Origin of the sequence: Pseudomonas lopnurensis (assembly GCF_015070855.1) — a bacterium.
GTDB classification, from domain to species: Bacteria; Pseudomonadota; Gammaproteobacteria; order Pseudomonadales; family Pseudomonadaceae; genus Stutzerimonas; species Stutzerimonas lopnurensis.
Genome location: NZ_JADDIX010000066.1, coordinates 1 through 12,048, shown reverse-complemented (window position 1 = coordinate 12,048; position 12,048 = coordinate 1). Strand labels below are relative to the sequence as shown.

At 63.7% G+C, this 12,048-nt stretch carries 10 protein-coding genes and 3 tRNA genes; 2 read left to right on the top strand and 11 right to left on the bottom strand.

The features are described from left to right. Positions 1-28: 28 nt before the first annotated feature. From IN820_RS12640 to rnd, 11 genes are all read right to left on the bottom strand, one after another. Positions 29-105: transfer RNA gene (locus tag IN820_RS12640), tRNA-Arg, on the bottom strand. A gap of 69 nt (positions 106-174) precedes the next feature. Continuing rightward, positions 175-251, bottom strand: a tRNA-Arg gene (locus tag IN820_RS12635). Between the two features lie 111 nt (positions 252-362). After that, positions 363-453 (bottom strand) — tRNA-Ser (locus IN820_RS12630). 62 nt (positions 454-515) lie between these two features. Then, entirely contained in the window at positions 516-701 is a 186-nt protein-coding gene (gene csrA, locus IN820_RS12625) for a carbon storage regulator CsrA (RefSeq protein ID WP_003283978.1), read from the bottom strand. 180 nt (positions 702-881) lie between these two features. Beyond that, entirely contained in the window at positions 882-2,120 is a 1,239-nt protein-coding gene (locus tag IN820_RS12620; RefSeq protein ID WP_193681323.1) for an aspartate kinase, read from the bottom strand. Between the two features lie 149 nt (positions 2,121-2,269). Then, positions 2,270-4,894 carry an alanine--tRNA ligase gene (gene alaS, locus IN820_RS12615; RefSeq protein WP_193681322.1) on the bottom strand — a complete coding sequence of 875 codons (2,625 nt, stop codon included), beginning with the start codon at positions 4,892-4,894 and terminating at the stop codon, positions 2,270-2,272. Between the two features lie 161 nt (positions 4,895-5,055). Beyond that, positions 5,056-6,081 (bottom strand): low-specificity L-threonine aldolase, encoded by a 1,026-nt coding sequence (gene ltaE / locus IN820_RS12610; protein ID WP_193681321.1) that lies wholly within the window; start codon positions 6,079-6,081, stop codon positions 5,056-5,058. A 73-nt stretch (positions 6,082-6,154) separates the two neighbouring features. Continuing rightward, positions 6,155-7,375: a hypothetical protein gene (locus IN820_RS12605; RefSeq protein ID WP_193681320.1), complete on the bottom strand. Its 1,221-nt coding sequence runs from the start codon at positions 7,373-7,375 to the stop codon at positions 6,155-6,157. Positions 7,376-7,447: 72 nt separating this feature from the next. Next, on the bottom strand, positions 7,448-7,897 hold the full coding sequence (locus tag IN820_RS12600; protein ID WP_193681319.1) for a YcgN family cysteine cluster protein: 450 nt from the start codon (positions 7,895-7,897) through the stop codon (positions 7,448-7,450). A 177-nt stretch (positions 7,898-8,074) separates the two neighbouring features. Continuing rightward, positions 8,075-8,368 (bottom strand): YcgL domain-containing protein, encoded by a 294-nt coding sequence (locus tag IN820_RS12595; protein WP_193681318.1) that lies wholly within the window; start codon positions 8,366-8,368, stop codon positions 8,075-8,077. Continuing rightward, positions 8,365-9,489: a ribonuclease D gene (gene rnd, locus IN820_RS12590; protein ID WP_193681317.1), complete on the bottom strand. Its 1,125-nt coding sequence runs from the start codon at positions 9,487-9,489 to the stop codon at positions 8,365-8,367. Before rnd ends, IN820_RS12595 begins: the two co-directional genes overlap by 4 nt. Positions 9,490-9,649: 160 nt before the next feature. Here rnd and IN820_RS12585 point away from each other — a divergent pair, with 160 nt between their 5' ends. Continuing rightward, positions 9,650-10,501, top strand: coding sequence for a sulfurtransferase (locus tag IN820_RS12585; protein WP_193681316.1), 852 nt, complete (start codon positions 9,650-9,652; stop codon positions 10,499-10,501). A gap of 192 nt (positions 10,502-10,693) precedes the next feature. Continuing rightward, entirely contained in the window at positions 10,694-11,938 is a 1,245-nt protein-coding gene (locus IN820_RS12580; RefSeq protein ID WP_193681315.1) for an OmpP1/FadL family transporter, read from the top strand. The last annotated feature ends 110 nt before the right edge of the window (positions 11,939-12,048 follow it).

Sequence of the window (12,048 nt, the reverse complement as noted above, 5' to 3'; positions counted from 1 at the left end):
CCTGCATCGCTGCAGGCCCTCTTCGGTATGGCGCACTCAGGAGGATTCGAACCTCCGACCGCTCGGTTCGTAGCCGAGTACTCTATCCAGCTGAGCTATGAGTGCGTAAGCGCTTGATAGACCAGATCGCTACTGGTTGATCGATGTCCCGCATCACTGCCGCACATCAACGTATGGCGCACTCAGGAGGATTCGAACCTCCGACCGCTCGGTTCGTAGCCGAGTACTCTATCCAGCTGAGCTATGAGTGCGCTGAGCGTGCGCATTATAGGGAGTTGGCGATGATGGTCAAGCACTTTGCCGTGGCGCTTTCCGAGAGAAAAGCCGGCTGAGGCGAGAATCAAAAACCCTAGAACGCAAAATGGCGGAGAAGGGGGGATTCGAACCCCCGACACCCTTTTGAGGTGTACTCCCTTAGCAGGGGAGCGCCTTCGGCCACTCGGCCACCTCTCCGCAACACGGGGCGCATCATACCCGCCTTTACCCCGTTTGCAAAGCCAAAAATTACAGAAAAATTAGTGGCTTGGTTCTTGATCCTTCTCTTTCTGGATCCGCTGGTAGATCTCCTCGCGATGCACCGCCACCTCCTTGGGCGCATTGACGCCGATACGTACCTGGTTCCCTTTCACACCCAACACAGTGACAGTCACATCGTCACCCACCATCAGGGTTTCTCCAACCCGGCGAGTCAGAATCAGCATTCCTTTCTCCTTAAACGGATTCAGTTCAGTAAACAGTCTGCAAAGATAAATACGGATAGTGTTCCGTAAAACAGTGAAGCCAGAGCCCTTCAACAGCTATTGACCCGTGCGCAGGAGCCTAAAGTTCCTTTTCGCACAGCCCATACGACAGAAGGCGCGGACTAGCGCGCCTTTTGCGAATCACTCCGCAGTATTGCCGGCCGGCGCATCCAGCTCGAACGCGGTATGCAATGCACGGACGGCCAGTTCGAGGTACTTCTCCTCGATGACCACCGACACCTTGATCTCCGAAGTGGAAATCATCTGGATATTGATGTTTTCCTTGGCCAGCGCCTCGAACATGCGGCTGGCGACGCCGGCGTGAGAACGCATGCCGACCCCGACGATGGATACCTTGGCGATATCGGTATCGCCGATCACCTCCCGCGCGCCCATTTCCTCGGCGATGCTCTGCAGCACCTGTAGCGCATTGTTGTAGTCGTTGCGATGCACCGTGAAGGTGAAGTCGGTGGTGTTATCGTGCGCGACGTTCTGCACGATCATGTCCACTTCCACGTTCGCGGCACTGATCGGGCCGAGGATCCTGAAGGCCACACCGGGCGTATCCGGCACCCCACGAATGGTCAGCTTGGCTTCGTCGCGGTTGAAGGCGATGCCGGAGATGATGGGCTGTTCCATGGATTCCTCTTCATCAAGGGTAATGAGGGTACCCGGACCCTCCTGAAAGCTGTGCAGCACACGCAGCGGTACGCTGTACTTGCCGGCAAATTCCACCGCGCGGATCTGCAGGACCTTGGAGCCGAGGCTGGCCATTTCCAGCATCTCCTCGAAGGTGATTTTATCCAGGCGCTGCGCCTTGGCCACCACGCGCGGATCGGTCGTGTAGACGCCGTCGACATCGGTGTAGATCTGGCATTCATCGGCCTTCAGCGCTGCCGCCAACGCCACACCGGTGGTATCGGAGCCGCCGCGGCCGAGCGTGGTGATGTTGCCCTTCTCGTCCACTCCCTGGAACCCTGCCACCACCACCACGCGCCCAGCCTTGATGTCGCGCTGGATACGCTGCGCGTCGATCTGCAGGATACGCGCCTTGGTGTGCGCGCTGTCGGTGAGGATGCGGACCTGGTTGCCCGTGTAGGAGACTGCGGGAACGCCACGCTTGATCAGGGCCATGGCCAGCAGCGCGATGGTCACCTGCTCACCGGTGGACACCATCACGTCCAGCTCGCGGGCAACGGGCTGCTCGCTGATCTGTTTGGCGAGATCGATCAGGCGGTTGGTTTCGCCGCTCATTGCCGAGACCACGACGACGATGTCGTCGCCGCCCTCGCGGAATTTCCTGACCTTTTCGGCCACCTGCTCGATACGCTCGACGGTGCCGACCGAGGTACCCCCAAACTTCTGTACGATCAAAGCCATGTCTTAGCCGCCTAAAGCCCGTCAAGGGCGCTCATTAAACATGCAACACCGGGCACTGCCAAGCGCCGCAGCCGCCAGTCCGGCGGCCCGCGATGCGCCGAAGCAAGCCACTGGCAGCCGGCCCGTCGAAACCAGGTGCCTGCAGGCTCTTACAAGCCCTGCTCGGCGAATGCGCTGGCCAGCGCCAGCGCTTCATCGAGCCTGGCCGGCTCGGTGCCGCCACCTTGCGCCATGTCGGGGCGGCCGCCGCCCTTGCCGCCCACGGCGGCGGCGGCCTGCCTCATCAGGTCGCCGGCCTTCAGCCGCGCGGTCAGGTCCTGGGTCACACCGGCGACCAGCACGACTTTTCCGTCCAGTACGCCACCGAGCAGGATCACCGCGCTGCCGAGCTTGTTCTTCAATTGATCGACCAGCGCCAACAGTGCCTTGCCGTCCAGGCCGTCCAGCCGAGCGGCGAGCACGCGGGCGCCCTTGATTTCCACGGCGGAGCTGGCGAGATCGTCGCCGGCGGCACTGGCGGCCTTGGCCTTGAGCTGCTCGAGCTCCTTTTCCAGCTGACGATTGCGCTCGAGCAGCCCGCCGAGCTTGTCCAGCAAGTTCTCGCGGCTGCCCTTGACCAGGTTCGCCGCCTCTTTCAACTGTTCCTCGGCATCGTTCAGATAGGCCAGCGCCTGGGCGCCGGTGACCGCCTCGATGCGGCGCACACCGGCGGCCACGCCGCCTTCGCTGGTGATCTTGAACAGGCCGATGTCGCCGGTGCGATTGACGTGGGTGCCACCACAGAGTTCGACCGAGAAGCCGCCGCCCATGGTCAGCACCCGCACGGAGTCGCCGTACTTCTCGCCGAACAGCGCCATGGCGCCCTTGGCCTTGGCGCTGTCGATATCGGTTTCCTCGATCTCCACCGCCGTGTTGCGGCGAATCTCGGCATTGACGCGGTCTTCCAGGGCCTTGAGCTGCTCGGGCTTGATCGCCTCGAAGTGGCTGAAGTCGAAGCGCAGACGCTGACTGTCGACCAGCGAGCCCTTCTGGCTCACGTGCTCGCCGAGAATCTCGCGCAGCGCCGCATGCAGCAGGTGCGTCGCCGAGTGGTTGAGCGCGGTGGCCTGACGCACCGAGGCGTCGACGGTGGCCTCGACGGTGGCGCCGACCTGCAGCTTGCCGCTGTCGACGATACCGTGATGCAGGAACGCGCCGCCGGCCTTGCTGGTGTCGCGCACATCGAAGCGCAGGCCTGGCGCCACGAGATAGCCGCAATCGCCAACCTGGCCGCCGGACTCGGCATAGAACGGCGTCTGGTCGAGCACGACCACGCCCTCCTCGCCAGCGCCCAGGCTGTCGACGACCACGCCGTCCTTGAACAGCGCCAGCACCTTGCCGTTACCGGCAGTGCCCTGGTAACCGATGAAGCGCGTTTCCCCCTCGACCTTGACCAGGCTGTTGTAGTCCATGCCAAAGGCGCTGGCAGAGCGCGCGCGTTCGCGCTGGGCCTGCATTTCGCGCTCGAAGCCTTCCTCGTCGAGGGTCAGGTTGCGCTCACGGGCGATATCGCCGGTCAGGTCCACCGGGAAGCCGTAGGTGTCGTACAGCTTGAACACCACTTCGCCGGGAATGACGCTGCCTTCGAGTTCCGCCAGATCCTGTTCGAGGATCTTCAAGCCCTGCTCCAGGGTCTTGGCGAACTGCTCTTCCTCGTTCTTCAGCACGCGCTCGATGTGCGCCTGTTGCTGCTTGAGCTCGGGGAAGGCATCGCCCATCTCGGCGACCAGCGCGGCGACGATCCTGTGGAAGAAGCTGCCCTTGGCGCCGAGCTTGTTGCCGTGACGGCAGGCGCGGCGAATGATGCGACGCAGCACGTAGCCGCGCCCTTCGTTGGACGGCGTCACGCCGTCGGCGATCAGGAAACCGCAGGAGCGGATATGGTCGGCGACGACCTTCAGCGACGCCTGGCCTTCGTTGCGGCAGCCGATGGCCTCGGCCGCGGCGTTCAGCAGGCTCTGGAACAGGTCGATCTCGTAGTTGGAGTTGACGTGCTGCAATACGGCACTGATGCGCTCCAGGCCCATGCCGGTGTCGACGCTCGGCGCCGGCAGCGGATGCATCACGCCATCGGACGTCCGATTGAACTGCATGAAGACGTTGTTCCAGATCTCGATATAGCGGTCGCCATCCTCTTCCTTTGATCCGGGTGGGCCGCCCCAGATGTGCTCGCCGTGGTCGAAGAATATCTCGGTGCACGGGCCGCACGGGCCGGTGTCGCCCATGGCCCAGAAGTTATCCGAGGCATAAGGAGCGCCCTTGTTGTCGCCGATGCGCACCATGCGTTCGGCCGGCACTCCGACTTCCTTCGTCCAGATGTCGTAGGCCTCGTCGTCGCTGGCATAAACGGTGACCCAGAGCTTTTCCTCGGGCAGGTTCAGCCACTTGTCGGAGGTCAGGAATTCCCAGGCGTAGGTGATGGCATCGCGCTTGAAATAGTCGCCGAAACTGAAATTGCCGAGCATCTCGAAGAAGGTATGGTGGCGCGCGGTATAGCCGACGTTTTCCAGATCGTTGTGCTTGCCACCGGCACGCACGCACTTCTGGCTGGTGGTGGCGCGGGTGTAGGCGCGCTTCTCCAGGCCGAGGAAGCAGTCCTTGAACTGGTTCATGCCGGCGTTGGTGAACAGCAGGGTCGGGTCGTTCGCCGGAATCAGCGAACTGGAGGCCACGCGAGTGTGGCCCTTCTCTTCGAAGAAGCGGAGGAAGGCTTCACGGATTTCTGCGCTTTTCATAGATTTCTTCCAGAGGACTGCGGCCGAACGGCTGCAAAACGACACGGCGAGGCGGGACCACCGAAAGCCGGTTCGCAACTACCCAAACGGATAGCCGGCAAAGGGCCGCATTATATCGGGCCTGCGCGCCGGGTATAGGGGATAACGTCGATTGAATCAAGCTATTCGACGGCGCCGGCGGGATGAGCCTGGGCGAATGCGGCGAAGCTGTCGAGGATCGGCTGGACATGCTCGGGCCGTACATCCAGGTGCGTCACCAGCCGCAGCCGTGGCGCCGGCGTCAGGCGAATGTCGCGCCGTGCGCAGAACGCCTCCAGCGCCGGCGCCCGATCGCCGACATCCACGTAGACCATGTTGGTCTGCACCGGCTCGACGGCATAGCCGAGCTCCGCCAGCCCGGCGGCGATCCGCTGCGCCAACCGGTGATCCTCGACCAGCCGCTCGACGTGGTGTTCCAGCGCATACAGACCTGCGGCGGCGAGAATGCCCGCCTGGCGCATGCCGCCGCCGACCATCTTGCGCAGGCGCCGCGCCCTGGCGATGAACGCTTCGCTGCCGCAGAGCACGGAGCCAACCGGCGTCCCCAGCCCCTTCGACAGGCAGACCGACACGGAATCGAAGTGGCGGGTGATGTCCTGCACGTCGCAACCGAGCTTCACCACGGCATTGAACAGCCGCGCGCCGTCCAGATGCAACTGCAATCGCCGTGCATGCGTGAACGCGCGAGCCGCTGCCAGATAGTCCAGCGGCAGCACCTTGCCCTGCATGGTGTTTTCCAGCGCCAGCAGCCGGGTGCGGGCGAAATGGAAATTATCCGGCTTGATCGCCGCTTCGACGCGTGCCAGATCCAGCGAGCCGTCGGCTTCCATCTCGATCGGTTGCGGCTGGATCGATCCCAGCACCGCCGCGCCGCCGCCTTCGTATTTGTAGGTATGCGCCTGCTGCCCGACGATGTATTCGTCGCCGCGCTCGCAATGCGCCATCAGCCCCAGCAGATTGCTCATGGTGCCGGACGGCACGAACAGCCCGGCCGCCAGCCCCAACCGACTGGCCAGTTCGCGCTCCAGCCGGTTGACCGTGGGGTCCTCGCCATAGACGTCGTCGCCGGTCTTGGCACGCAGCATCGCCTCGCGCATCTGCGAGGTGGGCTGGGTGACGGTATCGCTGCGCAGATCGATGATGCTCATGGAACTCCTCGGTTGCGTCATGAACGGGGCTGTCGCCATCGGCGCTTCCAGCGCCGCGGCGAATCCGCAAGGCTCAACGCAGCAGGCGCGTGTCGAGCACTTTCGAGCCGCCGCCGAGCAACGTCTCGGTGATGTCGATGAAGTCGTCGGTACTGACCCTGTCCAGCCGCATCAGCCCGCGGCTCACGTCGTCGAGCGAATGGCGGCTCTTGCTGCGCTGGCGAATCTCCTTGTCCAGCTCCTGCAGCAACAGCACCGCCCGCGCGGTCACCGGGCCAGTGGAATTTTCGGTGCGCAGACTGTCGACCTTGCGGCTCCATTTGCTCAGATGCTCGCGCACCGCCTGGTAGCGGTCTTCGCTCATGCCGCCGGCGCGCCGCACCAGTTCGATGGCGTAGTACTCGGCCAGCCCTTCGCTGATCCAGTCGCTGCGGTCGGTATCCTGGATCCGGCTGAACACGTGCACCAGCTCGTGGACCAGCGAACTGGTGCCGTTCTCGCTGACCAGCGGACGGTCGGCATGCATATACAGGGAATTCGGACCGGACAACCCGCCACGCCACATCGGATCGCCCGCGCCGACGATCAGCAGTTTCGCCGGATCGCGCGGGAACACGTGCTGTACTTCCGGCCAGACGAAGGTCAGCATGGTCAGGATGTCCATGCGCCGCACGCCCTCGCCCACCGGTGCGGCGACCGTCACATCGGTTTCGCCGAGCTTGGCGCGACGGCTGCCCAGCTTGCCGGCGAGCATCCAGCCGGTCGGCCGATCGAACAGGCGCTCGGGGTTATTCACGCGAAAACGGTTCTTGCCGATACGTGGCCAGCCGGTTTCGATGCTTTTCCAGCCCTCGGGCAACTCGAAGCTGATCCGCGAGACCAGCGTCACCCCGTCGACCTGATCGAGCCCCGCGGGCGGCACCAGGTCGTCGCCACGAAACAGCGCCCAGTCCTCGGTCATCCGCGCATCGAAGCGGCCATTGCCGCGCGGGTGGCTGATACGCACCCGGTAACTCAGGCGCGCCTTGCCCTTGCCGGGCAACCAGGTGCCCTGCTCGGGCGTCTCCTGCCGCCATTCGCCGTCGGCCTCGAAATCGCTGTAGTAGCCTTCGTCCCCCAGATTGAATTGCAGGTGACGGACCACTTCACCCTTTTCCAGGGTCAGTTGGACCTCGGCCTGGTCCTCCTTGGGCAGGAAACGCACGTGGTAGTCCAGGTCGACACGCTTGGCCGCCTGAGCGTGAACACCGAAAAGCAGGACAAAGGCAAACAGCAACAGCGAGCGGGCTGGCATTGTAAGGTGGCTCCAGGAATCGGATCGTATGCGGGGTCGGTTGATCTATGACGATGCGAACGGCGGTTTGATTCAGCCGGCGCGAAAAATCAGGTGATCCTCCCAGTCCTCTTCGGGAACGCTGCCCTCGGCGAGCATCCGGCCGGATTGCGAGATGCGCTCGACGTGCACCGCCTCACGGTCGCCGCAGACCAGATAATGCCAGAGCGGCAGGTCCTTGCCCTCGCCGACCAGGCGGTAGGCGCAGGTGGGCGGGAGCCATTTGAACTGCGCGGCATCGACCGCATTCAGCTGGATGCAGTCCGGCACGCTGGCGCGGCGGTTCGGATAATCGCTGCACTGGCAACTCTCAAGATCGAGTAACTTGCAGGCGATGCGCGTGTAATACACGGCACCATCCTCCTCGTCCTCGAGCTTCTGCAGGCAGCAGAGTCCGCAGCCGTCACACAGCGACTCCCATTCGGCGGAATCGAGTTCGGCCAGTTTCTTGCGTTTCCAGAAGGGTTCGACTTTGGCTGCCATCGGGGTCACTACGGTAAAGCGATAAAGTTTAGGGCTGTTGAGGTTTCGGCGCGAGCCGCGTTGCCTGTAGGAGCGAGCCATGCTCGCGAACCCTGGCTCTGCAAGCTATCGCGGGCATGGCCCGCTCCTACGGCACTTTCCAGGGGCGCCTGGGCGCTCCAAGCCTCCAGCCCGCCATCACAGCGGATCGTTCATGCGCAGCAGTTCTTCCGGCAGATGCTCGATGTAATCCTCTTCGGCAGGCGGCATCTGCAGGTGATAGCCCTGCTTCTCGATATTCTCCAGCACCTTGGCGACGTCTTCGCGCGCCAGCTTGCGCTCGGGGGTCAGTACCATTTCGAAGGCCAGCTGCGGCGGCCCGAACGCGGCGAGCAGCCCCTCCGGCACGCGCTTGAGGGCGTCGCGTTTGTCGACGTAGAGATATATCTCGTTCTTGCGCAGGCTTTTGTAGACGGAGCAGATAAGTTTCATGATCGATTTTCCAGGACATCGAGCAGGGCCTGCCCCATTCGCGCGCGGCGCCAGCCGCGCAGGGAGTCGGGCAGTTCGTAGGGGCCGTCGGGATAGCCGCTCTTGAGCAGCGCCTCGAGGGTCTTCTTGCGCAGCATCAGTTCCGGTGCGATATCCAGTTCCTTGGCCTCGCGCTGGCCGACCGCGCGCAGCTTCTTCAATACGGCCGAGACTTCCAGCGGCAACGGCTCGGGCAGCGGTGCCGGCCAGTCCTGCTCGGGGGTGGCCGCCGCCTGGCGAATCAGCTCCAGCAGGGTTTCGCCGTCCTGGCGCACGGTGCGTGGATGCATGTCCTCGATACGCGCCAGCGCCACCAGGTCGCGCGGCTGGGTACGCGCCAGCGGCCACAAACTGGCCTCGCGCAGCACCCGGTTGCGCGGCTGATTGCGCGCACGCGCCTGGCGTTCGCGCCAGGCCGCCAGCACCCGCAGCACGGCGAGCTGCTGCGGCTTGAGCCGCCAGGCCAGCTTGACCTCGCGATAGGCCTCGTCCGGGTCGGTCTCGCGCTGCAGGTTGGCCACCAGCTCGGCGCCGTCCTCCAGCACCCAGGCCCGCTTGTCGTCGCAAAGCCGGGGCAGCAGCACCTCGTAGAGCTCGGCCAGATGCTGGGCATCCTCGGCGGCGTAGCGCACCTGCATCTCGCTCAACGGCCGCTGCAACCAGTCCGAACGGGTTTCGCCCTTGGGCAGCTCGAGTCCGAGCGTACTCTGCACCAGGCGCGAATAGCCCATGGAAAAACCGATGTTCAGATAGCCGGCGGCCAACTGCGTGTCGAACAGCGGCTGCGGCAGGCTGCCGGTCAGGCGCCAGAGCACTTCGAGGTCCTCGCTGCAGGCGTGCAGCACTTTCACCACCGCCCGGTCGTCCAGCAGGCCGGCGAACGGCGACCAGTCCCGCACGCTCAATGGGTCGATCAGATAGGCGCGCCGGCCATCGCCCACCTGCACCAGGCCGGCGATGGGATAGAAGGTATCGACCCTCATGAATTCGGTATCCACCGCCACATAAGGCAGTTGGCGCCACGCGGCGCACAGGCGGGCCAGATGCACATCATCCAGGACCCATTGCGTTTCGATGGCCACACGGCCTCCTTTTCGGCTGACGACCGGCGCGCGGCCGAACGAGGCGCGCAGTATATATCGTGCTCCACGCTTATCGGGCGTTGCTGGGGACGAGCGCAGGCTCGCGGCGGAACATCGACAGGCCTACTATTGAAGCCCGTTCTCTGCCGGAGCCCTTCCCATGCCGCTCGCCCAACTGATCAGCCCGACGCAGCTCGCCGACCGCCTGCAGGACCCGCGACTGCTGATCCTGGACTGCCGGTTCGCCCTGGAAGACCCGGGCTACGGTCAGCGCAGCTACGCCGAGGCGCATATCCCCGGCGCGCGATTCGCCGACCTGGAAAAGGACCTCTCCGGCCCGGTGACTCCCGGAAAGACCGGGCGCCATCCGCTGCCCGCCCCCGAAGAGCTGCTCGCCAGGCTCCAGGCATGGGGCCTGAACGACGACAGCCAGGTGGTCCTCTACGACGACGGTCCCGGTGCCTTCGCCGCACACGCCTGGTGGCTGCTGGTCTGGCTGGGCAAGCGCGATGGCCTCTACTTGCTCGACGGCGGCCTCGATGCCTGGCGCGAGGCCGGCCTGCCGCTGGACGCCACGGTTCCCACCATTCGCAGGGGCTCGTTCGCCGGCCACGCAGACGCGACGCTCGTCGTCGACGCCCAACAACTCGCGGAACGGCTCGGCAATCCCGATCTGACCCTGCTCGATGCCCGCGCCCTGCCACGCTTTCGCGGCGAGGTGGAGCCCATCGACCCGGTCGCCGGCCACATCCCCGGCGCACTGTGCGCGCCATTCGGCGACAACCTGGACGCCAACGGCCGTTTCCTGAATCCCGAACAGCTGCGCGCGCGCTTCACCGAACTGCTCGGCGAACGCCCGGCGCAGGCGGCGGTCGCCTACTGTGGCTCGGGGGTGACGGCCTGCCACAACCTGTTCGCCCTGAGCCTGGCCGGCTACCCGCTGATTACCCTGTATCCGGGCTCCTGGAGCGAGTGGATCACCGACCCCGGAAGACCAGTCGCCCGACAGTAAGGCGCAACAGCTACGCAGCGAGCAAAAACTGGCCAATCGGTCATAAAAAGGCCATCCGGTTTTCACCGAAGTTGCGCTTGTTTTCCCTACCGATCGTCGACAGGTTTACGAAAAATTGCAATTCATTGTCTTGCTACCTGTCCGAGAAAATTGCTAGGTTCCGACCCGCTTTCATCCCGGAGTAGTACAACAATGAAAACAACATGGTTGAAGACCGCAGTCGCGGTAGCCGCAGGAGTGCTGTCCAGCCAGGCCCTGGCGGCCGGTTTCGCCCTCAACGAGCAGAGCATCAGCGGCATGGGCACCTCCTTCGCTGGCCGCTCCTCTTCTGCCGACGACGCCACCACGCTGTTCGGCAACCCCGCCGGCATGTCCCGCCTCAAGCGTGAGGAAGTCAGCTTTGGTGTGGCGGCGATTCATGCCAAGAGCGATATCAAGAATGCCAGCAGCTTCCCCGGCGCAGGCTCCAACGATGGCGACATGGTGCCGTTCACCGCGGTACCGATGGGTTACTACGTCAAGCCGGTCGATGACAAATGGGCCGTCGGCGTCGGGGTCTACGTACCGTTCGGCCTGGTCACCGATTACGAGGGCGGCTTCCAAGGTCGTTATTTCGGCGACTACAGCGAGGTCCGCGTGATCACCGTGCAGCCCACCGTCAGCTACCGCTTCAACGAGAAATTGTCGGTTGGCTTTGGCCCCACGATTAACCGGATCGATGGCGAACTGCAGAGCGCGACGCTCAACAACGGCCGCGTGAAGGTGCGAGGTGACGACACCGCCGTGGGTTTCAATGCCGGTGTGCTTTACGAGTTCACCCCACATACCCGCATGGGTCTGACTTACCATTCCAAGGTCGATTACGAACTGGAAGGTGATACGCGGCTGACAGGTGCAGGTTTCGGACCTTTCGCCGGCAAGTACGACGCCTCGCTTGACCTGACCACTCCCGAATCGGTGGACGTATCGCTGACCCACGAGTTGAACGATGACTGGACGCTCTATGCAGGCGCGATGTGGACGCGCTGGAGCCGCTTCGAAGCCATCATCGTCGAAAACGAAGGTATCCCGGCCCCCTTGCAGGACAGCTTTGATCCAATCATCGAAGAGCAGGACTGGCACGACACCTGGTCGTATGCCGTCGGTGCGGCCTACAAGCTGAACCGTGAATGGACGCTGCGCACCGGCCTGGCCTTCGACCAGAGCCCGACCAACAACGTCCACCGTTCTCCACGCATTCCGAGCGGCGACCGTACTGCGGTTAGCTTCGGCTTGGCCTGGAATCCCACCGACGACGTGACAGTCGATCTGGCTTATTCCTACCTGTGGGAAGAAGATACCAAGATCCGTCGGGCGAGCGACACTCGAGGCATCTACAACGCCACATACGAAAACAGCGCTCACGGCTTTGGCGCTTCGTTGAGCTATCGCTTCTGATGCAAGAAGGCCCGGCTGGGCCGTAACGCTGTTCAGATAAGCGATGCGGTTGATGCTTCATGCTTTGTCTTTGTAGGAGCCCGCTTGCGGGCGATAGCCACATGCGATCG

Bases quoted from the DNA above. Each gene is read 5' to 3' on its own strand.
- IN820_RS12600 (WP_193681319.1), bottom strand. From the start codon at position 7,897: ATGGCAGCCAAAGTCGAACCCTTCTGGAAACGCAAGAAACTGGCCGAA.
- ltaE (WP_193681321.1), bottom strand. From the start codon at position 6,081: ATGAGCATCATCGATCTGCGCAGCGATACCGTCACCCAGCCCACCTCG.
- IN820_RS12580 (WP_193681315.1), top strand. From the start codon at position 10,694: ATGAAAACAACATGGTTGAAGACCGCAGTCGCGGTAGCCGCAGGAGTG.
- csrA (WP_003283978.1), bottom strand. From the start codon at position 701: ATGCTGATTCTGACTCGCCGGGTTGGAGAAACCCTGATGGTGGGTGAC.
- IN820_RS12585 (WP_193681316.1), top strand. From the start codon at position 9,650: ATGCCGCTCGCCCAACTGATCAGCCCGACGCAGCTCGCCGACCGCCTG.
- IN820_RS12605 (WP_193681320.1), bottom strand. From the start codon at position 7,375: ATGCCAGCCCGCTCGCTGTTGCTGTTTGCCTTTGTCCTGCTTTTCGGT.
- alaS (WP_193681322.1), bottom strand. From the start codon at position 4,894: ATGAAAAGCGCAGAAATCCGTGAAGCCTTCCTCCGCTTCTTCGAAGAG.
- IN820_RS12620 (WP_193681323.1), bottom strand. From the start codon at position 2,120: ATGGCTTTGATCGTACAGAAGTTTGGGGGTACCTCGGTCGGCACCGTC.
- IN820_RS12595 (WP_193681318.1), bottom strand. From the start codon at position 8,368: ATGAAACTTATCTGCTCCGTCTACAAAAGCCTGCGCAAGAACGAGATA.